The sequence below is a fragment of the Acinetobacter sp. 24-47-67 genome, assembly GCF_056779735.1.
Genome location: NZ_JBWYIK010000008.1, coordinates 1 through 25,066, shown reverse-complemented (window position 1 = coordinate 25,066; position 25,066 = coordinate 1). Strand labels below are relative to the sequence as shown.

The 25,066-nt window shown below is 38.7% G+C and carries 23 protein-coding genes; 17 read left to right on the top strand and 6 right to left on the bottom strand.

The features are described 5' to 3' along the window. From smc to ligA, 3 genes are all read left to right on the top strand, one after another. Positions 1-3,453 carry a chromosome segregation protein SMC gene (gene smc, locus AC1M9K_RS10315; protein ID WP_481589215.1) on the top strand — a complete coding sequence of 1,151 codons (3,453 nt, stop codon included), beginning with the start codon at positions 1-3 and terminating at the stop codon, positions 3,451-3,453. A 1-nt stretch (position 3,454) separates the two neighbouring features. Further along, positions 3,455-4,558: a cell division protein ZipA C-terminal FtsZ-binding domain-containing protein gene (locus AC1M9K_RS10310; RefSeq protein ID WP_481589214.1), complete on the top strand. Its 1,104-nt coding sequence runs from the start codon at positions 3,455-3,457 to the stop codon at positions 4,556-4,558. A gap of 96 nt (positions 4,559-4,654) precedes the next feature. Further along, a complete protein-coding gene (gene ligA, locus AC1M9K_RS10305) occupies positions 4,655-6,700 on the top strand; it encodes an NAD-dependent DNA ligase LigA (RefSeq protein WP_481589213.1) in 2,046 nt (681 codons plus the stop codon). 61 nt (positions 6,701-6,761) lie between these two features. On the opposite strand, the gene AC1M9K_RS10300 is transcribed toward ligA, so the two are convergent. Next, the gene (locus AC1M9K_RS10300; protein WP_481589273.1) at positions 6,762-7,826 is read right to left on the bottom strand and encodes an NAD-dependent epimerase/dehydratase family protein; all 1,065 of its coding nucleotides are present in this window, start codon (positions 7,824-7,826) and stop codon (positions 6,762-6,764) included. Between the two features lie 321 nt (positions 7,827-8,147). Here AC1M9K_RS10300 and ftn point away from each other — a divergent pair, with 321 nt between their 5' ends. The 6 genes from ftn to bioD all read left to right on the top strand — a co-directional run bounded on the left by ftn (position 8,148) and on the right by bioD (position 13,450). After that, on the top strand, positions 8,148-8,612 hold the full coding sequence (gene ftn, locus AC1M9K_RS10295) for a heteropolymeric bacterioferritin subunit Ftn (RefSeq protein WP_035269243.1): 465 nt from the start codon (positions 8,148-8,150) through the stop codon (positions 8,610-8,612). A 166-nt stretch (positions 8,613-8,778) separates the two neighbouring features. Then, positions 8,779-9,501 (top strand): alpha/beta hydrolase family protein, encoded by a 723-nt coding sequence (locus tag AC1M9K_RS10290; protein ID WP_481589212.1) that lies wholly within the window; start codon positions 8,779-8,781, stop codon positions 9,499-9,501. A gap of 82 nt (positions 9,502-9,583) precedes the next feature. Then, positions 9,584-10,867, top strand: a complete 1,284-nt coding sequence (bioA, locus tag AC1M9K_RS10285) for an adenosylmethionine--8-amino-7-oxononanoate transaminase (RefSeq protein WP_481589211.1) — start codon at positions 9,584-9,586, stop codon at positions 10,865-10,867. Further along, positions 10,864-12,021 (top strand): 8-amino-7-oxononanoate synthase, encoded by a 1,158-nt coding sequence (locus AC1M9K_RS10280; RefSeq protein WP_481589210.1) that lies wholly within the window; start codon positions 10,864-10,866, stop codon positions 12,019-12,021. The genes bioA and AC1M9K_RS10280 overlap by 4 nt, the downstream gene beginning before the upstream one ends. Further along, positions 12,018-12,809, top strand: a complete 792-nt coding sequence (bioC, locus tag AC1M9K_RS10275; RefSeq protein ID WP_228133285.1) for a malonyl-ACP O-methyltransferase BioC — start codon at positions 12,018-12,020, stop codon at positions 12,807-12,809. The genes AC1M9K_RS10280 and bioC overlap by 4 nt, the downstream gene beginning before the upstream one ends. Next, positions 12,806-13,450: a dethiobiotin synthase gene (gene bioD, locus AC1M9K_RS10270; protein WP_481589209.1), complete on the top strand. Its 645-nt coding sequence runs from the start codon at positions 12,806-12,808 to the stop codon at positions 13,448-13,450. The genes bioC and bioD overlap by 4 nt, the downstream gene beginning before the upstream one ends. Before the next feature lie 48 nt (positions 13,451-13,498). Here the strand turns inward: bioD and rluB are convergent, their stop codons facing one another. From rluB to AC1M9K_RS10255, 3 genes are read right to left on the bottom strand one after another with little or no spacing between them, the layout of a single operon-like run. Further along, positions 13,499-14,623, bottom strand: a complete 1,125-nt coding sequence (rluB, locus tag AC1M9K_RS10265) for a 23S rRNA pseudouridine(2605) synthase RluB (protein ID WP_481589208.1) — start codon at positions 14,621-14,623, stop codon at positions 13,499-13,501. Between the two features lie 41 nt (positions 14,624-14,664). Further along, positions 14,665-15,255, bottom strand: a complete 591-nt coding sequence (gene scpB / locus AC1M9K_RS10260) for an SMC-Scp complex subunit ScpB (protein WP_481589207.1) — start codon at positions 15,253-15,255, stop codon at positions 14,665-14,667. Next, a complete protein-coding gene (locus tag AC1M9K_RS10255) occupies positions 15,252-16,043 on the bottom strand; it encodes a segregation and condensation protein A (RefSeq protein ID WP_035269217.1) in 792 nt (263 codons plus the stop codon). Before AC1M9K_RS10255 ends, scpB begins: the two co-directional genes overlap by 4 nt. Before the next feature lie 281 nt (positions 16,044-16,324). On the opposite strand from AC1M9K_RS10255, the gene AC1M9K_RS10250 reads away from it, so the two are divergent. Next, positions 16,325-17,056: a GNAT family N-acetyltransferase gene (locus tag AC1M9K_RS10250; protein WP_481589206.1), complete on the top strand. Its 732-nt coding sequence runs from the start codon at positions 16,325-16,327 to the stop codon at positions 17,054-17,056. Positions 17,057-17,088: 32 nt separating this feature from the next. On the opposite strand, the gene AC1M9K_RS10245 is transcribed toward AC1M9K_RS10250, so the two are convergent. Next, a complete protein-coding gene (locus AC1M9K_RS10245; protein WP_035269212.1) occupies positions 17,089-17,706 on the bottom strand; it encodes an L-threonylcarbamoyladenylate synthase in 618 nt (205 codons plus the stop codon). Between the two features lie 81 nt (positions 17,707-17,787). Beyond that, positions 17,788-18,450 carry an elongation factor P hydroxylase gene (locus AC1M9K_RS10240; protein WP_180028321.1) on the bottom strand — a complete coding sequence of 221 codons (663 nt, stop codon included), beginning with the start codon at positions 18,448-18,450 and terminating at the stop codon, positions 17,788-17,790. Positions 18,451-18,547: 97 nt separating this feature from the next. On the opposite strand from AC1M9K_RS10240, the gene AC1M9K_RS10235 reads away from it, so the two are divergent. The 7 genes from AC1M9K_RS10235 to AC1M9K_RS10205 form a co-directional block, all read left to right on the top strand. Continuing rightward, complete coding sequence (locus AC1M9K_RS10235) at positions 18,548-19,105, top strand: YceD family protein (protein WP_179999015.1); 558 nt, start codon at positions 18,548-18,550, stop codon at positions 19,103-19,105. Positions 19,106-19,182: 77 nt separating this feature from the next. Continuing rightward, positions 19,183-19,368, top strand: a complete 186-nt coding sequence (gene rpmF / locus AC1M9K_RS10230; protein ID WP_035269206.1) for a 50S ribosomal protein L32 — start codon at positions 19,183-19,185, stop codon at positions 19,366-19,368. A gap of 213 nt (positions 19,369-19,581) precedes the next feature. Further along, positions 19,582-20,568 carry an ACP S-malonyltransferase gene (gene fabD, locus AC1M9K_RS10225; protein WP_481589205.1) on the top strand — a complete coding sequence of 329 codons (987 nt, stop codon included), beginning with the start codon at positions 19,582-19,584 and terminating at the stop codon, positions 20,566-20,568. Beyond that, positions 20,565-21,299, top strand: a complete 735-nt coding sequence (gene fabG, locus AC1M9K_RS10220; RefSeq protein WP_481589204.1) for a 3-oxoacyl-ACP reductase FabG — start codon at positions 20,565-20,567, stop codon at positions 21,297-21,299. Before fabD ends, fabG begins: the two co-directional genes overlap by 4 nt. 84 nt (positions 21,300-21,383) lie before the next feature. Next, a complete protein-coding gene (gene acpP, locus AC1M9K_RS10215; RefSeq protein ID WP_035269198.1) occupies positions 21,384-21,620 on the top strand; it encodes an acyl carrier protein in 237 nt (78 codons plus the stop codon). 197 nt (positions 21,621-21,817) lie between these two features. Then, positions 21,818-22,291, top strand: coding sequence for a peptidoglycan-binding protein LysM (lysM, locus tag AC1M9K_RS10210; protein ID WP_481589203.1), 474 nt, complete (start codon positions 21,818-21,820; stop codon positions 22,289-22,291). A 654-nt stretch (positions 22,292-22,945) separates the two neighbouring features. After that, the coding region (locus tag AC1M9K_RS10205; protein ID WP_481589202.1) for a GA-like domain-containing protein at positions 22,946-25,066 on the top strand (2,121 nt) is incomplete at its 3' end.

Below are 25,066 nucleotides of genomic sequence, written 5' to 3'. Positions count from 1 at the left end.
ATGCGATTAAGCAGCTTAAAACTCTCTGGCTTTAAATCTTTTGCGGATAGCAGCACCTTACAATTTAAAGCCAACCGTACCGCAGTCGTGGGACCAAATGGTTGTGGTAAATCCAACGTCATCGATGCAATCCGATGGGTGATGGGAGAGTCAAGCGCACGCCAGTTACGTGGTGGAAGTATGCAGGATGTCATTTTTACTGGGACAGCAAAGCGTAAACCAGTGGGAATGGCGAGTGTAGAATTACGCTTCGAAAACACCTATGGAAAACTAGGTGGAGCATATAACGCTTATAGTGAGTTGGCGGTACGTCGCCAAGTCAATCGCGATGGTAAATCTGAATATTTTCTTAATGGTACAAAATGCCGCCGCCGTGATATTACAGATATTTTTTTAGGAACAGGCTTAGGTCCTCGTTCGTATGCGATTATTGAACAAGGCATGATTAACCGTTTGGTCGATGCAAAACCAGATGAAATGCGCGTTTATATCGAAGAAGCTGCTGGAGTATCACGTTATCAAGCACGTCGTCGTGAGACGATGCAACATTTAGAACATACTCATCAAAATTTAAGTCGTCTAAATGACATTGCTGTTGAATTAAAATCCCAATTAAAGACACTAAAGCGTCAAGCAGAAGCTGCACTTCAATATAAAGCCTTAGAGACTGAAATTCGAACTTTGAAAGTTGAGATACTTTCATTTCAATGCCATCAAAGTGAACGAATTCAACAAGAATATACAACTGAAATGACTGAATTGGGTGAGCAATTTAAGCTTGTTCGTTCTGAACTCACCACTGTTGAGCATGATTTAACAGCAACAAATGAGTTATTTCAGCGATTAATGCAACAATCCACACCACTTCAGCAAGAATGGCAACAAGCTGAAAAAAAGCTGGCTGAATTACAAGCCAATTTGGATCAAAAACAGCAATTGTTTGCTCAAAATACTTTAACTTTAAAGCAGCTTGAAGAGCAAAAAATACAAACCAAAGAGCGGATGCAACTGATTGATATTCAGTTGGAAGATTTGATCCTCCAGCAAGAACATCAAGCAACAACATTGAGTGATACTGAATCAAATGCACAGCTTGATTTACAACAATTCAATGAGCTGAAGGCAAAGCAACTTGAAGCGCAAAAATCATTTTCTGAAATAAAAGCATTGGTTGAAAAGCAACAACAGCAACGTGCACAAATGTTGGCGCAGAGTGATCAATTGGCTAAAAATGTGCTTCGAATTGAGCAGCAAAAACAAACTTTGCTCGAACAAAAATCTCAAAATCAAGCACAGTATGAGCAGGATGATATTGACAATCTCCTGCATGAAAAACATGATGTACAGATTGAAATCGTTCGTCTAGAAGAAAGAATTGAGAAATTAGAAACTCAATTGAAACGTGATCAAATCTCATTGACTGAGCAAAAAAGTAAATGCACAGATTTGAATTCACACATCCAGATTTTGAAATCTGAACAAAAACAATTACAACAGCTTGTGGTGAAAGTCAGTCGACATGCATCGAAGAGCAATGACCCTTTAATGCAAATTTTGAAGCTAAAAGATCAGGCGAAACCGTTTGCAGCATTGGTCGAAAAATTTCTGTCAAAGTGGCTGCATGCGAATACGTTAAAGAGTGAAGATTTATTTCAGACCGAATCTGCCCGTCAATTAAAAGTTATTCAGCAAGAGGTATCTGGGACTGTACTTGGTTTACCCACATTAGCGAGCTGGATTGATTTCCCCCAAAACTCATTATGGTTAAACGTTGCGATAGCTCAAGATTTTGAGCAGGCGCTTCAATTACAGCCTCAATTAAAACCAGGTGAGTCTATTTTAAGTTTGGATGGCTATCATATTGGTCCTGACTGGATGATTGGTCTGTACTTTGATGAGTCGAGTCAAGATGCTCAAGGAGCACTTAGCCACCGAATTCGATTAAATGAAATTGATTCAGAGTTGACACAAATGGTGAAAGCGCATGAGTCAATGACGCTCGAACTCGCTGAGATGCAATTAAAGCTTGAACAAAAAAATAGTGAATGTACGGAGTTGCAAAAAGCGTTAAAAAATCATCAAGCCCTTGCTCACCAAATTGAAGTGAAGATTGCAAAACAGCAAATGGCTCAGCAGGCTTTCGAGTCGCAAAATTTACACATCGAGTCACAAATTGCTCAACTTGATGCGCAGCTTGAAGAAGATGCGATGCAAAAAGATGATTTGGAAATCGATTTACATGCATTAATGCTCAAGATTGAGCACAATCTTCCACACTACAAAACTTTAGAGTTTCAAGTTGAAGAATTGAATAATCAGGTTGAGCATCTTCAGGACTTAGTTTACAAAAAACAACAAGAGTTAGAAAAAAACCGCCGTACTCATACGCAAAATCAGCAACAAATTGAGCTGTTGGAAAAAGATGCAAGTTTTCTAAAAACTCAATATCAGCAGATCATCACTCAAATTACACAAGCTAAAAATTTCGTGGATCCGATTCAATTAGAATTACCCACTTTGCAAAGCCAATATGAGGCTCAAAAGCAGCAGACTGAAAAGTTACAAAAGACTTGGTCCTCATGGCAAGTCGAGCTTAATGAAATTCAGTCCAAGCAACAAAAATTGACGGAGCTACGGTTAAATCATCAGCAAAGTGATGAGCACTTTAGAACCCAGTTAGAAGAGAAGCGTTTAGCATGGCAAGTGGCTAAATCTGATTTACAACATTATGCTGAACAATTAAAAGAGCTTAATGCTGAATTATTAGAAAATATGCAAATCGATCTGAGTCAGCACCAACAGCAGTTAGAGCAAGCACAGCGTCAGTTTGACAAAATAGGCGCTGTGAACTTAGCAGCTTCAGAAGAGTATGAAGAAGTATCAAAGCGCTATGAAGATTTAAGCCATCAAATTGAAGATCTTGAAAAAACAGTCGCACAATTAAAAGACGCGATGAAAAGTATAGATCAAGAAACTAAAAAATTATTCATGACTACCTTTGATCAAGTAAATGCGGAATTGCAAAACTTATTCCCAAAGGTTTTTAATGGTGGTGAAGCAAGTTTAAGTTTAGAAGATGATTGGCAATCTGGTGTAAAGCTAATGGCTCGACCACCAGGAAAGCGAAATAGTTCTTTAGCATTGTTATCAGGCGGTGAAAAAGCACTAACAGCACTAGCATTAGTTTTTGCTATATTTCGACTGAATCCAGCACCATTTTGTGTATTGGATGAGGTTGATGCACCGTTAGATGATGCAAATGTTGGACGTTTTTGTAATTTAGTAAAAGAGCTTTCTGAACAGGTCCAATTCATTTACATTACACACAATAAAGTTGCGATGACGATGGCTACTGACTTACTTGGTGTAACAATGCCTGAGCCAGGAACATCGAAGTTAGTCACTGTTGATCTAGAAGAAGCGAAAGAATACGGTTTAGCTGCGGAGTCTTAATATGGAAATCAGTACCATTATCGGAATTGTGATCGCAATCGTGATCTGTTGCATAGGGTTGTTTATGATCCTGCGCAAGCCGAGTGATGCAGCACCGTCATTAGATGCTGAATTACATATAAATGAACAATGTAATCAACCCGTCATTCCGCGCCATGTTCGTAGTCTTTTACAGGCGCAAGCCGCTCCATTGGCTTCTTCTGAGCGTGTAGAACCAAGTTTGAAAGACATTGAAGCGAGTGATGTGGCTCAATTGGATCAAACAGCTGTTCAACAAGCTACAAAGACGCCTGAAAATATTCAAGAAACTGTAGAAGTGGTAGATACAGTGCAATTGAATACTTCGGTAGACTTTGCAGAGAAAGAAAGTAAATCTCTGCTCGACTCCAGTAAAAACTCGGACTGCACTGAGACTGACCCACTAGAAAAAAATACAGAAACAGTCGAGAGTAAAGTTCAGTCGATTGATGGTGTAACAGACACTCAAAGTGCAGATCTTATTTCCAAAGATTCAATCGTAGAAACTACAATTGAAGACTCGAAAAAAGTTGAGCCAAGTTTTGTATTAAATCCGAATATTCAAACTGCTGAAATTAAAGAATTTGAAGAAGAAAGCAGCATCTTGGATGTGCATTTACATGAACAGCAACGTTTTGATGATGAAAGTGCTTTAGCAAATGCCGAATACATTATTAGTTTGAATATGTATCCGAACCCTCGAAAAGCACTTTCTGGTGATAAAGCTTTGAAAGTGTTAATGAAATATGGATTGCGCTTTGGCGAAATGAACTGTTTCCATCGTTATGAAACTCCTGATGCAGTCAGCCCATTGCTGTTTTCCGTACTCAGAATCACAGATCAGGGTCCTGCAGGTTTCGATTTAGAAACATTATCTGGTGAACAAGTTCAAGGTTTAGCATTCTTCTTAGCATTACCGCATCATAATGTTCAAAAAGGCTATGACAGTATGGTGAGTATTGCAGGGCTTATTGCACGTGAAACAGATGGTACCGTCTATGATGAAAATAATCTTGAATTTACACCGCAGTTAAAAGAACACTGGCGCCATAAAGCGATCGACTATAGATCAGGTCAAGCTGTTTAATCACCTAGGTGACTTACTGAATTTGTGTAAAGTCATTTATACTGTTTAGGTTGAAATTATTGGGCGGAATTTTCCGCCCTTTTATATGGTGAAAATATGGATCGGAACGCTGTCGTTGCGCAAATGCGCCAACTCATTCAATTACTGGCTCGGCATAAACATGCTTATTATGTGATGGATCAGCCGACAATTGAAGACAGTGAATATGATCAATTGTTTTATCAACTAAAAAACTTAGAAGAACAATATCCTGATTTAGTACAGACGGATACACCGACCAATAAAGTCGGTGATAAACCTTTATCTAAGTTTGAAAATATTACACATACTGTTCCAATGTTGTCTTTGGGTAATGTGTTTAATCGGGATGAACTTTTTGCCTTTGCACGCAGAATTGAAGAGCGTTTACCTAACCAGAAAATCCAATACGACGTCGAACTTAAATTTGATGGGCTTGCGATCTCACTATGGTATGAACATGGTGTGTTGATTCGAGCGGTTACACGTGGGGATGGTGAAACAGGAGAAGTCATAACCCAAAATGTAAAAACAATTCGTAATTTGCCTAAAGTACTCATGATGTCTCAAGGTGTACCACCAGCGTTGTTAGAAGTTCGTGGCGAAGTACTAATGCCTAAAGCTGGATTTGTAAAGTTAAATGCTGAAAATGAGGCCAAAGGTGAGAAAACTTTTGCTAACCCAAGAAATGCAGCAGCAGGGAGTTTGCGTCAACTTGATCCGACCATAGCAGCATCACGACCACTTGCATTCTATGCTTATGGAATTGCGCAATGCATGCCACATCATGGTCTGAGCACGATGTCAGAGAGCTTAAATTGGCTTGAACAGTTGGGCTTTGCTGTTGGGGAAAAACATTTTGTTTGTGACAGTATTGAAGAGGTTCAAGCGGCTTATGAATCTGTAAATCAGGAGCGTCCAAACCTGTCAGTTGAAATTGACGGGATGGTCATCAAAGTCAATGATTTGAAGCAACAACAACAATTAGGCTTTTTAAGTCGTGAACCTCGATGGGCAACAGCATATAAGTTCCCTGCAGTGGCTGCGCTAACCACAGTTGAAAATATTGATTGGCAGGTAGGGCGTACAGGTACTTTAACGCCTGTAGCGCGATTAAATCCTGTATCGGTTGGCGGAGTCACAGTATCAAACGTGACTTTACATAATATTGGTGAAATACATCGCTTGGACGTGCGCGTTGGAGATACGGTGAGTGTCTATCGTAGCGGAGATGTTATTCCTAAAGTTGAAAAGGTTTGGCCAGAATTTCGACCTCTAGAAACCACTGAAATTCAATTGCCAGAACAATGTCCTGTATGTGCTTCTCCAGTTGTGATGCCCGAAGGCGAAGCTTTAGCACGATGTTCAGGTGGGCTTTATTGTGCAGCGCAGCGTATAGAGGCGATACGTCATTTTGTATCACGTAAAGCAATGGACATCGAAGGTTTGGGTGATCGTTGGGTTGAGTCTTTATTACATCTTGAACTCCTCAAAGATGTTGCAGACATTTATCACTTGCACGAGCATCGTGAAAAATTACTGACTATTGAAAAAATGGGTGAGAAATCTGTACAAAATCTCATCGACTCAATTGAAAGTAGTAAAAAAACAACATTGGCGGCATTTATTTACGCACTAGGCATTCGAGGAGTAGGCGAGACTACGGCTCGAATGTTAGCCAATACTTTCCAGACTTTAGATGCGCTGAAATCTGCTGATTTAGAAGCATTGAAGAAAACCCCTGATGTAGGTGATATTACTGCAGAATGGATATTAGACTTTTTCAAAGCTGAACATAATATTGAAGTATTAAATCGATTAATTGAGGCTGGAATTCATTGGGATGCACCGATAGCACCGACTCGACAACCTTTAAATGGTGAGAGCTGGGTGGTGACTGGTACTTTAAGCAGTATGGGACGAGATGAAGCGACTCAACTCTTACAGGCATTAGGTGCACGTGTGAGTGGTAGTGTATCCAGTAAAACGAAATGCTTGGTTGCTGGTGAAAAGGCGGGTTCCAAACTTGAAAAAGCAGAAAAACTAGGTATTCCGGTGATGAATGAGGCTGAGTTTATTGCATTTATGATTCAGCATGGTCAGCTCACTGAACCTGAGTCTTAAGTGTATCTTGCACATAACGAAGGGCATCAATAGATGCCCTTTTTTCTCGAGTAATTAGATATTAACCACGTTTTTTGATAATGCCATCGTCAAGTAGCTGTTGAAAATGTTCTACGATACTTGTCTCAACGTCACGATATTGCATGCCTAATTCTTGCTTACTACGCTCAGCATTGAAGTAAATGGGGTAACCCACATTCAAGTCAACGAATTTTCGCGTATAGCCAAACAGAGGAGCGAGTAATTTGAATAAAAACTTGGGAGCAATCATTCGTGGGAAAGGATAGCGTCCACCATAATGTTGTCGTAATGTTTTACCCATTTCGAGTAGGGTCATCGTTTTAGCATTAATAATATATCGTCCATGTGCTTTAGGGTGATGTGCTGCTTGGATATGCGCATGAGCGACATCTCGAACATCGACTAAACCATTCCACATTGGAGGAACACCAAATAATGTCATGCCATTTCCAAATTGTTGAATGACTTCAACACTTCCAGATTGTGTAGAAGGTGTGAGTGATGGTCCAACAACCAATGAGGGATTGATACACACTAAATTCCATCGAGATTGTGCCTTTTGCATATCCCATGCTTTGCGTTCTGCTGCGACTTTAGAGTAAAAATAAGGTTGGTGTTCGGCACTACTGGTGGTATTCCAATGGCTTTCTTCAAACTGGTTCTGCTCAGTTTTCAAAATATCCACTGCATCGCCATAAGTTGAAGCAATACTAGATGTGACAACGACACGTTTTACTGTATCTGTACGATTGACACTGTTCAGTACATTGGTCGTACCTTTTAGTGCAGGGTCAATCAAGTCTGTGATTGGATCTTTAAAGTTAGTCACTAAAAAAGGTGACGCCATATGGATCACAATTTCACAGTCTTTCATTGCTTCATCAAACGAACCTTCTTCTAAGAGATTTGCTTGAAATAACTTTAAAGCGCCTGAAGTTTGAGATGCGATTTGTTCTAAATGTTGAAAACTTGAACTTTTAGTTAAGTCTCGTACAGTGGCGTGAACGGTGTATCCTTGTTCTAATAATTGTTTAATTACCCAACCAGCAATATAGCCAGTTGCACCTGTCACCAAAATCGGGGCAGTAGTCGTCATCATTGTTATTGCCTGATGGTCAAATAGATTCATTCTAAAATTAAAAAAAGGATTTGTCCTTGATCATTTTCAACATCAACTCAAATGTAATGAGAGTCACTTCGATTGGTTACAAAATTAAATAGAGCTAAAATTTGTTTAAAACTGCTCTCGAATTTTTTTAACTGTATGCAAGGGGTTATTTTTTAAGTAAAAAATAAGTGATTCAAACTGCAAATGCGTATGTTTCTCATTTTAATTATATAAAAATCATAAACTTACACATTATATTTTTTGCAAAATAAGCTCTGATTGTTCATAATGTTGCTATTAAAGAATGGAGTGATTGAAATGCGTGGCAATCCAGAAGTCGTAGATTACTTAAATATGTTGATCGGTGGTGAACTGGCTGCTCGTGATCAATATCTCATTCATTCACGTATGTATGAAGATTGGGGTCTCACTAAGATTTTTGAGCGTATCGATCACGAAATGCAAGAAGAAGCACAACATGCTGATGCTATTATTCGCCGTGTCTTATTCTTGGAAGGCACACCGAATATGAGTCGTGATGATATTGAAGTAGGTGAAGACGTTGTTTCATGTTTAAAAGCAGATTTAAAGCTTGAGTACGAAGTGCGTGAAAAATTAGCGCAAGGTGTAAAGCTTTGTGAGGAAAAAGGCGATTACGTGACACGTGATATGTTGCGTCAACAAATGTCGGATACCGAAGAAGATCATACCTATTGGTTGGAAAAACAGCTTCGCTTAATTGAACTAATTGGTTTACAAAACTATATTCAGTCTCAAATGTAAGTTAAAACCCAGCAAGGCTGGGTTTTTTTATACCTCAGTTTTGCCTGAATTGGCTCATTTTTAATAATTATCTAAAAATCAAAGTGAAATTGAATGATTTGCTCAATGAGTTATTGTGCTTGGCTTTATATACTGACCGAAAACGATCAGCTAAGGATTGGCAATCATGAGTAAAATCTTATTAATTACCGGTTGGGGACTTGGAACAAAACCACTCGAAAATTTAAAAACTGCTTTGGATATGGCAGGATTTCAAATCGATCTGATTAATATCTTTAATGCACTCGACCCTGTGGAATTATCTAAACATGTAGAGTTAGCCAAAAAAGTCGATGTCATTATGGGGTGGTCTTTAGGCGGACAATTAGCAACGTTGCTCACCCAAAAGGTTTTCGAGCTTTCAGGTCAGGCAAAAACGTTAATTACTTTAGCATCGAATCCTTGCTTCGTTGCCAATGAACGCTGGTGTACAGGTATGCCGCTTTCTACTTTTCAAAGTTTTAGAGAGTCTTTTGAAAATGATCCCATGACCACTTTAAAGCGATTTTGTTATCTGGTCTCACAGGGAAGCCAAACTGCTAAGCAAGATTGGCAATCTTTGCAAAATTCAATTACGAGTGAAGAGCTAGATTTAAAAAAGCAGGGCTTGGATTTACTATATCATCTTAATACTGTCGAGATATTGAAAAATTATGTCGGAAAACAATTACATGTATTTGCTGATGATGATGGATTAGTTAGTAACAAAGTTCTAGATAATATCCGAAAGATAGATGCAAAGTTTTTTAAATTCGAAATTATCCCAGGCTCTCACTGCTTTTCAATTTTTAGAGCTACACAACTAAGTGACAAAATCGTTCAATATCTAAGAAAGAATGAGAAATCCTGATGAATATTGTCTAATCAGGCAATTCATAACAAAAATAATTCGCGTTATGCTCTGTTTAGATTAATAAGGAAATTCTTCCAGGATGGTTGACGAATTCGATTTAGCACACTTATGGCACCCTTATACTTCGATGTTAAACCCACTGCCGACATATAAAGTAAAAAAGGCTACAGGGGTGATGATTGAACTTGAAGATGGCCGTCAACTCATTGATGGTATGTCATCTTGGTGGTGTGCCATTCACGGATATAACCATCCTCAACTTAATCAAGCTGTGTCGGATCAATTGCAGCACATGTCACACATTATGTTTGGTGGGCTTACTCATGATCCTGCGATTGAATTAGGGAAGGCATTATTAAAAATTACACCACCTCAATTAGATAAAATATTCTATGCGGACTCAGGTTCTGTCGCTGTTGAAGTCGCACTAAAGATGGCAGTTCAATATTGGACCGCACAAAATAAGAAAGATAAAACCAGTTTTATCACGACGCGTTCTGGTTACCATGGTGATACATGGAATGCAATGTCAGTATGTGATCCAGTCACTGGGATGCATCAGGTCTTTGGTTCTAGTTTACCTTCTCGTTATTTTGTTCCTGCACCGCAGACTCGATTTGATGAAGATTGGAATCCAGCAGATATTCTTGTATTGGCAGAAACTTTAAAAAACCATCATGCCACTATCGCTGCCATGATTATTGAGCCGATTGTGCAAGGTGCTGGAGGCATGCGTTTCTATCATCCTGAATATTTACGCGAAGCCAAGAGGCTATGCGATCAATATCAGGTGTTAATGATATTTGATGAAATTGCCACGGGGTTTGGACGAACAGGTAAATTATTTGCTTGGGAACACGCTCAAGTTGAACCAGACATCATGTGTATTGGTAAGGCGCTGACCGGTGGGTATATGACTTTATCTGCAACACTGACCACACGACATGTCGCTGAAGTGATCAGCTCTGGTGAAGCTGGCGTATTTATGCATGGACCTACATTTATGGCGAACCCCTTGGCTTGTGCTGTCGCCTTAAAGAGTACTGAGCTTTTATTGTCACAAGATTGGCAGTCCAATATTCAAAGAATAGAGCAAATTCTAAAACATTATTTACATAGATTAGATGATCAAGCGCATATTCAAGATGTTCGTGTGCTCGGTGCTATCGGTGTTGTTGAGCTTAAACAAAATGTTGATATGAAAACGCTGCAACAGCGTTTCGTAGAACGAGGCGTGTGGATTCGTCCTTTTGGAAAATTAGTTTATGTCATGCCGCCTTTTGTGATTTCAGATGTCGAACTCACTGAATTATTAACGCAGTTGGTAAGTGTTGTGTTGGAACTTGCAGAGGAAATGAGATGAATCTGTTGGACCACTACGCTGAGCAGTTAGACTCATTAAAACAAACTGGAAATTTTCGGCAGTTTAAATCCATCGTTCAGCATGGAAAATGGGTTGAGCTTCAGCAACAAAGAATGTTGAATCTATCGAGTAATGATTATTTAGGAATTGCATCAGATCTACAAATAAGAGAAGCATTTTTTGATCATTGTTCAGTAGATTCAAAAAGAATGAGCTCTTCATCTTCAAGATTACTCACAGGAAATTATCCTGAATATGAGCAATTTGAATATGACATGAGTCAATCATTCAATCAAAGGGCAGTCCTGTTATTCAACAGTGGCTATCACATGAATATTGGTATTTTGCCTGCGATTGCTGATAGTCAGACTTTAATTCTTTCGGATAAATTGATTCACGCCAGCATGATTGATGGGATTCGCTTAAGTAAAGCGAAGCTGATACGTTATCGACATAATGATCTGCTTCATTTAAAGCAATTGATCGAGCAATATCATGATGATCCCTTGTATCAAAGAATCATTGTGGTAACTGAATCAATTTTTAGTATGGATGGTGATGAAACTGATTTAACTGCGTTGGTGAGTCTGAAATATCAGTTCAGTAAAATCATGTTATATGTTGATGAAGCACATGCTATTGGTGTTCGGGGAGAGCAAGGGTTCGGTTGTGCTGAACAATATGCTGTCATAGATGATATCGATTTTTTGGTCGGAACATTCGGGAAAGCACTCGCATCTGTTGGTGGATACATTGTGTGTCATCCAATCTTAAAAGATTATTTAATCAACAAAATGCGCTCTTTGATTTTTAGTACCGCACAACCACCCATCAACATGGCTTGGACGCATTTTATTTGGAATAAAATGAAAAAAATGCAGGAGCAACGTGCTCATTTAAGTGATTTGAGTCTGCAACTGCGTCAATATATTCTTGAGCAAGGTTACGAATGTCCTTCAAGCTCGCAGATTATTCCTTTAATTTTAGGTGATTCTCAGCGTGCACTTGAGCGCGCACAACAATTACAACAATCTGGTTTTTATATTTTGCCGGTTCGGCCACCAACGGTTCCACAAGGAAGTTCACGCTTGAGAATTTGTATGAATTCTCAGCTGAATCAAGATGAATTGGAGCGGTTGAAAGAACAATTATGAATGACTCTATGTTGAACAAATTTATTCAAAAAGAAATGATTGCTACTCGATTTGCAAAATCGCATTGGACTTATGCAGATCAGGCACGTATTCAACAAAATGTAGCGAAGCATTTAAGCGAGCTGATGCGTCTTTATGTTTCATCTTCTGAGCTTGCTAAAGTATTTGAAATTGGATGTGGAACTGGAAATCTAACTCAAGAGATGCTTCATCATTTTAAAATGGATCAAGTCATTTTGAATGATTTATATGCTGATGTTGAGCATACCATCAGTCATCATCAGCCTGTCGAGTGGCGTATTGGTGATGTCGAAAAAATTGAGTTACCCAAAGACCTTGATTTATGTGCCTCAAGCTCTGCATTACAGTGGATGTCTGAGTTTGAAAGATTGATACAGAAAATTTATTCGGCTTTAAAGCCCAATGGTTATTTTTGCTTTTCAACTTATGGGCCTCAGAACTTAAAAGAAATTAAATCCTTAACTGGACAAGGATTAAAATATTTTGATCAAAGCCAAATTAAAAGCTTACTAGAGCAGAACGGATTTGAAGTGATGCACTGTGAACAACAATTGGCTCAATTACACTTCGCGCACCCAAAATTGGTCCTAAAACATTTACAGGCCACAGGTGTGACGGCAACCTCACAGGGGTTTCGTTGGACGAAGGAAAGTTTGAATCAGTTTTATCTAGGTTACCGACAATTTATTGCGACTGATGAGCAAGAGAATCTTGTATATCCTTTAACGTATCACCCTATATTTTTTATCGCACGGAGTAAGTCATGAGTGCTCAAATCTACTTTGTGAGCGGTATTGATACTGGAATTGGAAAAACATACGTCACTGGTTATTTGGCAAAAATTTGGCGTGAACAAGGGCGGAATGTCATTACTCAGAAATTAATTCAAACGGGTAATGTGGATGTTTCTGAAGATATTGAAAAACATCGTGAAATTATGGGATGTGGTTGGTTAGAGGAAGATACTCAAAAACTCACTATGCCTGAAATTTTCAGTTATCCTGCATCGCCTCACTTAGCGACACGTATAGATGGGCGAAGTATTGATTTCGCTAAAATTGAACAAGCGACTCAACAGTTGTCCTCTTCATATGAAGTTGTTTTGCTTGAAGGGGCGGGTGGCTTGATGGTCCCTCTAACAACACAATATTTAACCATTGATTATTTAGTGGATAAAAAATATCCCATAATTTTGGTGAGTTCGGGGCGTTTGGGAAGCATCAACCATACTTTGTTGAGCTTAGAGGCACTGAAGCATCGTGGGCTTGAGTTATATGCTCTAGCATATAATTTGAATGCTGAATCTGACGATGAGCTTATTTCACGTGATACATCTGCCTACTTAAAAAAGTATTTATCGCAACATTTTCCATCTGCTAAATGGATTGATATTCCTGTTATTGAATAAATGAAAAAAACCGCTCTATTGAGCGGTTTTTTTTAGGGATTTAAAAAATTAGAACTTCTTAAAGCCTTTGTTAATACCAAAAGGTTTGCGTTGACCAAATTTATTTTCATTACGTGGTTTGTAATCAACAGAATTGCCGTTTACTTCACCTTTGTTTTCAGGACGTTTATTGCGGAAATCCTGATTTTCAGTGCGAGGGGCACGATTGTTGAATCGATTCTCAAAGCCTTCTTGACGCGGTGCGCGATTGTTAAATCGATTATCGCTGCGGCTTTGATCAGCACCACCTTGACGGAAGTCACGGCGTGGTTCTTGATGCTCGCCTTCGTCACGGCGTTGTTGGCGTAAATAACCACCACGACGTGCTGCAAGTGGTTTCTCTTGCATACGTTCATTGCGGCGTTTCGCCATACCGAAAAGACCAGTACCTTGACGTGGTTTGAGTTCAACAGACTTAGTTAAGTTATCAATATCATTTTTATCAAGTTCAATCCAACGACCTGTACGTAATTCACGTGGCAGAATGACTGTACCATAACGTGTACGTAATAGACGGCTGACTTTTAGACCTTGTGATTCAAAGATACGGCGTACTTCACGGTTACGTCCTTCTTTTACAACCACTTGATACCAACGGTTAATCCCTTCACCACCAATTTCAGAGAATGACTCAAATTTTGCTGGACCATCATCGAGCATGACACCATCTGTCATGTTCTTTTTCAGTTGAGGGGTCACTTCACCCATCACACGTACAGCATATTCGCGTTCAATTTCACTAGATGGATGCATTAAGCGGTTTGCAAGCTCGCCATCGTTTGTGAAAAGTAATAATCCTGTTGAGTTGATATCTAAACGACCAACCATGACCCAACGATCACCCGGAATTGATGGTAATTGATCAAATACAGTTGGGCGATTTTCAGGGTCGTTACGTGAACAGATTTCACCTTCAGGTTTGTAGTAAATCAATACACGACGACGAATTTCATCTTCAATTTGGAACTGTACTTTACGACCATCGATACGAAGCTCATCGGTTGGTTCGATACGTTCACCTACTTGAGCAACTTGACCGTTGACACTAACACGACCGGCAGCAATGACTTCTTCCATATAGCGGCGAGAACCCAAACCTACACGTGCCAATACCTTTTGCAATTTTTCACTCATAACAGCATAACCTTAGAAATAATCATCAACAGTTCACCTATTTACGACTTGGGTGCGTGAGCATCCAATGCCATAAAAGCTTCCTTGGCATCCTGTAGGGGAGGCAGTTGATTTAAATCACTTAAACCAAAAGCATTTAAAAATTGTGGCGTTGTAACCAACAACGCGGGTCTTCCTGGAAGTTCCCGGAAACCGGACTCTTTAATCCAGTTCCAATCGAATAACGTTCTGAGTTGCTGACTGTTATTCGTGACTCCTCGAATTTGCTCAATATCGGCTCGGGTAACGGGCTGATGATAAGCAATCACTGCTAGAGTTTCTAACAATGATGGTGATAATTTAGTTGGACGTTCTGGCCAAGTTTGTGTAATCACTTGTCGATACTTAGCACGAACTTGAAAGCGAAAACCTTGAGCTGTTTCAGTCAGCTCAATTGAACGACCGTGTTGTAACACTGCAAGCTGTTGTAAATAGGCGCGCAGTTGTTGTTTGGAAAATTGGTTTTGAAATGCCTCTTTTAAGCGTGCAATAGAAACAGGCGCTTCACTGGCAAAAATAATAGCTTCGAGCTGCATGAGCACTTCGTGGTGTAACTCATCAACTTGAAAGGAGTTTGATTGATCAATGGTCATATCATTACCCCTTGAATTGCCAGCGGGGCTTCAATACCTGATGCAATAATTTGAACTTTTTGCTGACGTGTTAGCTCTAATATTGCCATAAACGTCACCACTAACCCCATACGACCTTGACTTGGTTTTAAAAGTTGATCAAATTTCAAAACCTCACCTGATTTTGTCATCTGTTCAATATAGGCAATACGTTCTTCAAGCAAAACAGGTTCTTGAGTAATCTGGTGTGTAACAGGCTCTGGGCGATTAAAAATACAAAACATAGCATCGCGCAGAAGAGAGGCTTCATAACCTTCATTTACTGTATTAATTTGTCCAAGGCTAACGTTGGGTAGAAAAGTATCACGGTCCAAAATAGGCATTTGACCGAGACGCTCAGCAGCTTGCTTGATCCTTAAATATGTCTCTAAACGATCTATTAATTCTTGTTTTGGATCTTTTTCAATTTGAATTGATTTAGGTTTAGGCAGCAGTAAGCGTGATTTTAAATCTGCTAATAAAGCCGCCATCACCATATAATCTGCGGTCAACTCAATATTGAGTGACTTCATACTGTCAATATATGACAAATATTGCGTTGCAATCGGAGCTATATCGAGCTGAAGTAGATCGAAACCGTTTTTTTGGATGAGGTAAATTAAAAAGTCGAGTGGTCCTTCGAAATGTTCTAATAGAATTTCGAATGCTGCAGGCGGTATATATAAATCTTCAGGAATCGTATCTTGCCACTCATCTAAAACACGGATGTGTGGAAGTGCGTCCATGGGATTATGGATAGCTTGAGTCATTACAATTATTAGCCACGCGAATTTTCAAAAGCATGTTGGGCGATTCAGGAGATCACATATCGAAATCAGTAAAAGGACAGTGATTCGAATAGCATAAAAACAATATGGGTATTCTAAATTAAATCGAGTGCTGAATATATCTTTATCCGCAGTTTTACGATAAAAAATTTGAAATAAATAGGTAGTATTTTTTAAGGTTATATAGATGTATTTAGTGTTTTAATTGATAAATGTAAACTGGTATTCATTGTTAGCGTGTATTCGACGAGAAGTAAAACAGTATGAATAATTTTCAAAAAGTAGAACAAAATGTATATGAACAAAGTGTAGGTATAAAAGTTCACTCAAATACTCACCCTATAGACTCATTCAAAGCGTTGAGTGGAACGTATGTAAATTTATATCCCTTAAATTTAATTCAAAATATTGAAGAGCTTGCAAGAGATCTATTCCCACTCAAGATTACAGATGAGTTTATTTCAAGCTTTACCTATTTGCCTTACGAAGCGCCAACTTCGATTGAAGACTTGTCATATAAACTCTCATCACAATTTGGTACACAGGGGAATATTTATTATGTTATTCGCATAGCGAAAAAACCAGTGGGGTGGATCGCATTGATGAATATCGGGTTGGATGATGGAGTGGTTGAAATTGGGAATGTATACTTCTCAGCAGATTTAAAACGGTCTAGAGCTGCTACAGATGTATTATTTTTACTGTTGAATGAGTGTTTTACTTTAGGATTTAGGCGTATAGAGTGGAAGTGTCATGAGTTGAACTTAGCTTCCAAAAAAGCCGCACTACGATTCGGTTTTCAATATGAAGGAATGTTTAGACAACATAAAGTGGTCAAGGGAAGAAACCGAAACACGCTTTGGTTTTCAATGTTGGATGAAGAGTGGCTGACTTTAAAAGAAAGTTATTTAGCTTGGCTTGAACCAAGCAACTTTACGCAAGAGGGTCAACAAATAAAGACCCTCCAAGCATTTTATAACGAAAAATCAGCGTAAATTAAATAAAGCGAGATGAATGGTGAGGCATTTTACTCAAAAGCACTCACATCACCCACGCCACGGCGGATAATTTCAGGTTGACTTCCTGAGAGATCAACAATACTTGTTGTGGTTAATGTACCAAGTCCACTATCAATAAAAACATCAATTCTTTTACTTAATTGTTGTTCTATTTCATATGGATCATCCAAAGGCTCAGTTTGACCTGGAAGAATCAGGGTGCTGGTGAGTAAAGGTTCCCCCAGCTCTTTAAGAAGCATTTGACAGACTGGGTTGCTCGGTACACGTAAACCAATGGTTTTCTTTTTGGGGTGCATCAAGCGACGAGGGACTTCACTTGTCGCTTGCAAAATAAAGGTGGTAATCGCAGGTGTATTATTTTTAAGCAGACGATAAGTTGCATTATCCACTTTTGCATACGTTGCAATATCTGAGAGATCCGCACATAAGATCGCATATTGATGCTTAGCACCAAGATCACGGATTTGAGCAATTCGTTCCATTGCTTGCTTATTACCAATTTGGCATCCGATGGCATAGGCCGCATCTGTTGGATAAACCACGACATCGCCTGCACGTATTCTTTCTACTGCTTGAGTAATAAGTCGAGATTGTGGATTGTCAGGATGTACTCTTAAATGAAGCATTTTATTTTCTCCTGATTATTTTTTCGTATTATTGCGTGCATAGACATTCACTTCAATGTCATGAATATATATTTACTAGACTTAATCTAGCGATGCACGAGAAAATTCATCCAAATGTAATGTTTTGCCACTTCTGAGACACTTACAGATGCACTGAATAAAGTGTTGAGCATCTCTTGGAAGCTGAGCGTCACCTGAAAAATAGCGCTGTACTTGAGCATAAACATTGTCTTTAAAAGACTGTCCATCACCACCTTCACCCGTTAAATTGTCCAGAGAAACGCGGAATTTTCGACCAAAGGCTGTGGCAAACATCCATTCTATTGCTTGAGGTTTAATTTCGACTTGTTCAAATAGGGCTTGTTGTTCAGCGGTTCGACCATCTGGTGCATACCAGTAGCCAAGATCAGGAAGAGTACGACGATGATCTCCTGCGATTGTCCAATGACTTATTTCATGTAAAGCACTATTGAAAAATCCATGTGCGAATTGGATGCGAGCGGGTTGTTGGTCTGAGGCAGGGAAGTATTCAGGTTCAAAGTCGCCTTTGACTAATGTGACATTTAAGTGGGAAAACCAATGATTAAAGTGTAAGATAAGCCAGTCTACCTGTTGAGCTTCTGTTTGCAGATTTACCCAAGGTGCGAGTTGCACGCGGTCTAAGTGATCGGTCAAATTTGAGGTCGAAGGATAGTGTAACTGTAATGAAGTTGTGACTTCAGGTTGCGGCTGCAACTGATGCATGACTTGATTAACCCAAATGATCTGTCTGAATAAGTGCAAAATTGTATCTTAATCTTTGACAGAGTACTTATGAATTTGTAGAATTGCCGCCTTAATTATGTCAGCAAATACCTTTCCGGCACAGATTGAGCCGTTTAAATGGGCTGAACAGGGCTTCACATGGTCAGGTACACTGCCATTGTCGCGCTTTGTTCGTATATCCCGTGAAGCTGTTGGGTCAATTGATAATCAATTGATCAACATAGACTGTAAGCTATCAATGGATGCGTATCATCGTATCGTTTGGCTTGATGGTAGTGTTGAAACGAAGGTTCCAATGGAATGCCAACGTTGTTTGGATACTGTTGAATTACCTCTCGAATTGGACTTTCATCTGGCTTTAGTCGATGATGAGTCACTGATAGAGCGCTTGGATGAGGATGCTGATTTCATCGTCTTAGGTGAGAGTGAAGCAACGACAAAAGGTTCTTTTGATGCACCTGCAACCGCTGATTTACTTTCTCTCATAGAAGATGAATTGTTATTGTTGATTCCTTTGTCACCAAGACATGAGTCTTGTGAGCATAAGCATCAACCTGCCCAAGAAGAAGTTGTTGAAGAAAAACGAGATAATCCGTTTGGTGTTTTGGCAGCTTTGAAGGGTAAACTTAACTAATTTTTGTGTTATACTCTTAGGTATAAGACAATCGAATTTGTTCTGATCCATTTTTTCGATCTTTGTAAGGAGCCATCATGGCCGTTCAGCAAAACCGTAAAAGTCGCTCTCGCCGTGACATGCGCCGTTCACATGACGCTTTAACCGAGAATGCATTAACAGTAGACCAAACGACTGGTGAAACTCACCGTCGTCACCACGTAACTAAAGATGGTGTCTACCGTGGTCGCCAATTATTCGCTAAAGCAGCTGATGCTGAATAATTGGTGTTGTATTAAGCGTCAAGCTTAGTAGAAAAAATGGGAGCGTAAGCTCCCTTTTTTTATTTCTATTTTTTGTTGTATTTGGCAATTACCAAAGCTTTTTTTTAATGATAAATTTCGCTCCATCAAATCAGTTAAGACTTGAGTTTGATGTTCAAGATGATCGAAATGAATCAAAATTGAATAGTCAAGCTCTGAATAAAGGATTTTTATATGTCTGCTAAACGCCTCGAGCAAGCCGTTCTTGCGACCAAAACTGCATTTGTTTTTCCTGGACAGGGTTCTCAAAAAGCAGGAATGTTAGCGGAGCTTGCAGAACAGTTTAGTAGTGTGCAAGAAACGTTTGCTGAAGCTTCTGAAGCACTCGGCTTTGATTTATGGCACATTGCGCAAAGTGGTGAAAGGTTAAACCAAACTGAATTTACACAACCAGTACTGCTCACAGCAAGCATTGCTTTATGGCGTGTATGGTTAGAGCTTGGTGGTGTCGTTCCTAAATATTTAGCGGGACATTCACTGGGTGAATACAGTGCATTGGTTGCTGCAGAATCTTTAAGCTTAAAAGATGCAGTTAAATTGGTGAACTTACGCGGTAAGTTGATGCAAGATGCTGTCCCTCAGGGTCAAGGTGCTATGGCTGCGATTCTTGGTCTTGATGATGCTAAGGTTGTAGAACTGTGTGCTCAAGTCACCGCTCAAGGTGAGGGTTCGGTGGATGCTGCAAACTATAATGCACAGGGTCAAGTTGTGGTGGCAGGTGATACTGCACGAGTTGAAGCGTTAATGGCTTTGGTAAAAGAGCAAGGTGCAAAAGCAATTGCGTTACCAGTATCAGTACCATCACATTGTTCATTAATGAAGCCAGCGGCAGCAGAGTTTGCCAAAGCTTTAGCAGATGTTGATATTCAATTACCTCGCATTCCAGTGATTCAAAATGTCAATGCACAAGTGGCTGACAGTGTTGATGAATTGCGTACAGCGTTGACATCACAACTTTATGAGTCTGTCCAATGGACTAAAACACTTCAAGTATTGGCTGATCAAGATGTGAGCTATGTTGTTGAATGTGGTCCTGGGAATGTATTAACAAATTTAGCAAAACGTCTAGCACATGTTGAAAAAGCATTGCCTTTAGATACTAAATCTCGTTTAGAAGATGCTTTAAATACTGTATTAGTTGCAGAAGGGAAAATTGCATGACGCAGGAACGTAAAGTCGCGTTAGTGACAGGTGCAAGCCGTGGTATTGGTGCTGCGATTGCACAACAGCTGATCGAAGATGGCTTTTTTGTTGTAGGTACGGCTACATCTGATTCTGGTGCTGAAAAATTATCTACACAATTTGCTGAACATGGTGCAGGAAAAGTACTCGATGTTCGTGATGGAGCTGCAATTGATGCACTCATTACAGATATTGAACAAAGTTTTGGTCCTGTACTTGTTCTTGTGAATAATGCAGGTATCACAAAAGATAATCTACTGCTTCGTATGTCTGAAGATGATTGGGATGATATCCAAAATATTCATCTTAAAGCAGTGTTCCGTCTCTCTAAACGTGTATTGAAAGGTATGACGAAAGCGAGATTTGGACGAATTATCAATATTAGTTCTGTCGTTGCGCATTTTGCAAATCCAGGTCAAGCAAATTATTCAGCTGCGAAGGCTGGGATTGAAGCTTTTAGCCGGAGTTTGGCTAAAGAAATGGGCAGTCGTCAAATTACTGTCAATAGTATCGCGCCTGGATTTATTGCAACTGAGATGACTGAACAGTTAAGTGATGAAATTCAGAAAAAAATGAGTGATCAAGTGGCATTGAACCGTTTTGGTCAGCCTCAAGATATCGCAAATGCAGTAAGTTTCCTTGCTTCTGATAAAGCAAGTTACATTACTGGTACGGTATTACACGTGAATGGCGGTTTATACATGGCGTAATGCGATGTATAAACTTTCAAATATATCAAGATTCAATTAAACTATAGGCATTATACGCCGCCACAAGCAATGAGGAGAATTCCTGTGAGCGATATCGAACAACGTATCAAACAAGCAGTAGCTGAACAACTTGGCTTAAAAGCTGAAGAGATTAAAAACGAAGCATCTTTCATGGATGACTTAGGTGCTGACTCTCTAGATCTAGTTGAGCTTGTAATGTCTTTCGAAAATGATTTCGACATTACTATTCCTGATGAAGACTCTAACGAAATTACAACTGTTCAATCTGCTATCGATTATGTAACTAAGAAATTAGCTTAATCATCAGATTCAGTTCTTTTCGAACTTAAAAGCTACCTTTATGGTGGCTTTTTTTTATTAAGGATTAAATTGCAATATTACATTAAGTTACCTTAAGTTTAAGAAAGATAACTGCGTTAGGTATAGTTCTTCTGTATAAAAATTAAGGGATCTAAATTATTTGATCACCAAACTGAAATAACAATAGGAGAATAACAATGGGTCTTTTTGATTTTGTGAGAGGTATTGGGAAAAAAAATACCGCACCAGCTGAGCAACAAGCTACACCAGCAACGCCAGCAGAGCCATCTGCTCAAGAAATTGCGAATAAATTATTGGGGCATATTAAATCACTTGGCTTACCAGTAACAGGACTGTCTGTGACTTATAATGCAAGCAGTGATTTAGCGACTGTAAAAGGACAAGTGCAAACTCAAGCAGATCGTGAAAAGATCATCTTGGCTGTGGGAAATATTGATCATGTTGCTCAAGTCGATGACCAACTTACTGTTTCATCTCCAGAGCCTGAAAGTAAATTCTATACAGTAAAATCAGGGGATAATCTTTCAAAAATTTCTAAAGAGTTTTATGGTGATGCAAATCAGTACAACAAAATTTTTGAAGCAAACCGACCATTACTTAAAAATGTAGATGATATTTTCCCGGGACAGGTTCTAAGAATTCCAAACTAAAATATCAATGAATCTAAAAGACCGAGATTTAAATCTCGGTTTTTGATTTTAAAGTAACTTAATAACTTAAAACTGATTTTTAAATTATCAATATAAAACAATATTTTAACGGCTGGAAAATTTCTATAAATATATTTTAACTTCCACATTGCAATGGTGTTTTTGGCCATTTTTTAAGTTATTTCGAAGTAATAAGAATAAAAAAATTGAAATAAACTCATTAATTCTAACATTATGTTTTATATAGAAAAAATAAATTAGTAAAAATAAGTGTTTGAAAATAAATAAAATTTAATTTGTTTCAGGAGATAAAATATTGTTTCATTAGGTTTTATTATGTAACTTTAATTAATTAATAGTGTAATTTTGTTTCTGGTATTTTTTTGCAATATTTAAAAATTTTATGTCTCACTTATATAAAATAATAAATTATGAGATGTTTTTCACTATTAATTTATAAAAAGTGACTTTGTATAAATTTAAATATTCTCAATAAAAACATTGCTTTAAGAATCTCGAATGGGGTGTAAAAAAATTTTTTTAACTATGAATTTTTGTTGATTTTCAACTGACTTTTTATGACGTTTACATTGATTCTCAATCTGATAAAAAAATAGAGGGTTAAAGAATATCTTAATAATACTGGGTGACGTCATGAAAAATTTAGAAATATTATCAAAAAACGATGGGGCGGTTTTAGAAAAGACTACTGCTAATAAAATCGTATTAAACCAGAACTCAATTGTGAAAATTGATGCATCAATCGAAGAGGTCTTAAACTTTCAGAAAGAAGGAAATTCTTTAGTTATTAATTTTAAAAATGGCGAACAATTAGTTGTAGAAAGTTATTTTGACGATCCCTTAAATAGTCATAATATTTTATTTAATGACAATGGTCAGCTTTATTGGGTTGAGTTCACAGATGCTGCCAATGAAATAGCTTCGACTATTAAATATTATCCAATTGATGATATTTCAGCACTTATCGCTGGAAACTCAAGTACAGTTTTGACAGGGTTAACTCCATGGTTAATTGCAGGGGGATTAGCTGCTGGAGTAGTTGCTATTGCAGATAATATGAGTGATTCTGATAAAAAATCTAATTCTGTATCGCCGGAACCAGAACCACCAATTAACGATGAATTAGAAGAAGCAAAACAGCTGGTTAATGATGCAGAGAAAGCTTATCAAGATCTTAAAGATTTGATTGAAGATAAATTAAATGATGGGTTAATTACTCCTGAGGAAAAAGCTGAATTAGAGGAAGCATTACAAGATGCAAAGGATGCTAAAGATGCTGCTCAAGATAAAGTCGATAACTTGGTAGATGGCGAGGCAAAATCTGATTTACAAGATCGACTAGATGATTTGGTTGATGAAGAGTTGCCAGCAATTAATGATCAAAATGGTGATGGTGTACCAGATGATCTCGAGCAAGCTTTACTAGATGCTGAAGAAGCTGTAGCCAATGCTGAACAAGCGTACGAAGCATTAAAAGATTTAATTTTAGAGAAGAATGAAAACGGCCTGATTACACCTGCTGAAAGAGCGGAATTAGATCAAGCTAAAGAGGCTTTCGAGAGTGCCAAAGCCTTAGCAGAAACTAAAACAAATTTATTACCAGAATCAGTTCAATCTCAAAAAGATGCTTTGCAGGAACGTCTTGAAGATTTAGTAGATATCATCCTACCTGAAATTAATGATGAAAATGATGATGGTATCGTAGATGATATCGCTGAAGCACTCATTGAAGCAGAGTTGGCTGTTGCGGAGGCTGAAGCAAAGTATGCAGCTGCTGAAAATGCTTTAACTGTTGCAAATCGTGATGGATTAATTAATCCAACAGAGCTTAATGCTTTACAGAATGCTTTAGAGCAGGCACAAATTGCTAAGTCAACTGCTCAAAGTAAAGTAAATGCTCTACCTGAATCTGTTCAGGAACAGAAAGATGCCTTTCAAAATCGATTAGATGATCTGACTGACATAAGTTTGCCTGAAGTAAATGACGCAGATGGTGATGGCATTGTAGATGGCTTACCAGAAGCGATTCAGGAAGCGCAGTCAGCTGTAGAAGAAGCTGAAGCTAAATATGCTGAAGCTCTTAATAATTTAGCTTTGGCTCAAAAAGATGGCTTAATTAACCCGCTTGAACTCAGTATTCTTGAACAGAAAGTACAGGCTGCACTTGATGCAAAAGAAGTTGCTCAAGATAAGGTAAATGTATTGCCAAATGGAGCGATTAAAGATGGTTTACAAGATCGTCTAGATGCTCTTGTAAATATTGACTTACCTGAAGTCAATGATGCAGATGGTGATGGCGTACCAGACGGCGAAGATATTACACTTGAAGAAGCAACAGAGGCAGTAGAGGCGGCTGAAGCAGCATATGCTGAGGCAGAGCAAGCACTAGCAGATGCGGAATCAGATGGTTTAATCACCCCAACAGAACTTGCTGAGCTGACTCAAGCACGTGATGATGCACTTGCTGCGAAAACAGAAGCACAAACAAAAGTGACAGCGTTACCTGAGGCAGTACAAGCAGAAAAAGATGCGCTACAAGGTCGTTTAAATGATCTAGTCGACATCACCTTACCAACAGTAAATGATGAAAACGAAGATGGCGTAGCAGATGAGTACGAACAAGTATTGGCAGATGCCGAAGCAGCAGTAGAGGCGGCTGAAGCAGCATACGCTGCGGCAGAACAAGCGCTGATCGATGCAAATGCCAATGGCCTCATCACCCCAACAGAACTTACTGCATTGACTCAAGCACGT

Excerpts from the sequence above, each read along its gene's own strand:
- smc (WP_481589215.1), top strand. The coding sequence starts at position 1 with ATGCGATTAAGCAGCTTAAAACTCTCTGGCTTTAAATCTTTTGCGGAT.
- AC1M9K_RS10310 (WP_481589214.1), top strand. The coding sequence starts at position 3,455 with ATGGAAATCAGTACCATTATCGGAATTGTGATCGCAATCGTGATCTGT.
- ligA (WP_481589213.1), top strand. The coding sequence starts at position 4,655 with ATGGATCGGAACGCTGTCGTTGCGCAAATGCGCCAACTCATTCAATTA.
- ftn (WP_035269243.1), top strand. The coding sequence starts at position 8,148 with ATGCGTGGCAATCCAGAAGTCGTAGATTACTTAAATATGTTGATCGGT.
- AC1M9K_RS10290 (WP_481589212.1), top strand. The coding sequence starts at position 8,779 with ATGAGTAAAATCTTATTAATTACCGGTTGGGGACTTGGAACAAAACCA.
- bioA (WP_481589211.1), top strand. The coding sequence starts at position 9,584 with ATGGTTGACGAATTCGATTTAGCACACTTATGGCACCCTTATACTTCG.
- AC1M9K_RS10280 (WP_481589210.1), top strand. The coding sequence starts at position 10,864 with ATGAATCTGTTGGACCACTACGCTGAGCAGTTAGACTCATTAAAACAA.
- bioC (WP_228133285.1), top strand. The coding sequence starts at position 12,018 with ATGAATGACTCTATGTTGAACAAATTTATTCAAAAAGAAATGATTGCT.
- bioD (WP_481589209.1), top strand. The coding sequence starts at position 12,806 with ATGAGTGCTCAAATCTACTTTGTGAGCGGTATTGATACTGGAATTGGA.
- rluB (WP_481589208.1), bottom strand. The coding sequence starts at position 14,623 with ATGAGTGAAAAATTGCAAAAGGTATTGGCACGTGTAGGTTTGGGTTCT.
- scpB (WP_481589207.1), bottom strand. The coding sequence starts at position 15,255 with ATGACCATTGATCAATCAAACTCCTTTCAAGTTGATGAGTTACACCAC.
- AC1M9K_RS10255 (WP_035269217.1), bottom strand. The coding sequence starts at position 16,043 with ATGACTCAAGCTATCCATAATCCCATGGACGCACTTCCACACATCCGT.
- AC1M9K_RS10250 (WP_481589206.1), top strand. The coding sequence starts at position 16,325 with ATGAATAATTTTCAAAAAGTAGAACAAAATGTATATGAACAAAGTGTA.
- AC1M9K_RS10245 (WP_035269212.1), bottom strand. The coding sequence starts at position 17,706 with ATGCTTCATTTAAGAGTACATCCTGACAATCCACAATCTCGACTTATT.
- AC1M9K_RS10240 (WP_180028321.1), bottom strand. The coding sequence starts at position 18,450 with ATGCATCAGTTGCAGCCGCAACCTGAAGTCACAACTTCATTACAGTTA.
- AC1M9K_RS10235 (WP_179999015.1), top strand. The coding sequence starts at position 18,548 with ATGTCAGCAAATACCTTTCCGGCACAGATTGAGCCGTTTAAATGGGCT.
- rpmF (WP_035269206.1), top strand. The coding sequence starts at position 19,183 with ATGGCCGTTCAGCAAAACCGTAAAAGTCGCTCTCGCCGTGACATGCGC.
- fabD (WP_481589205.1), top strand. The coding sequence starts at position 19,582 with ATGTCTGCTAAACGCCTCGAGCAAGCCGTTCTTGCGACCAAAACTGCA.
- fabG (WP_481589204.1), top strand. The coding sequence starts at position 20,565 with ATGACGCAGGAACGTAAAGTCGCGTTAGTGACAGGTGCAAGCCGTGGT.
- lysM (WP_481589203.1), top strand. The coding sequence starts at position 21,818 with ATGGGTCTTTTTGATTTTGTGAGAGGTATTGGGAAAAAAAATACCGCA.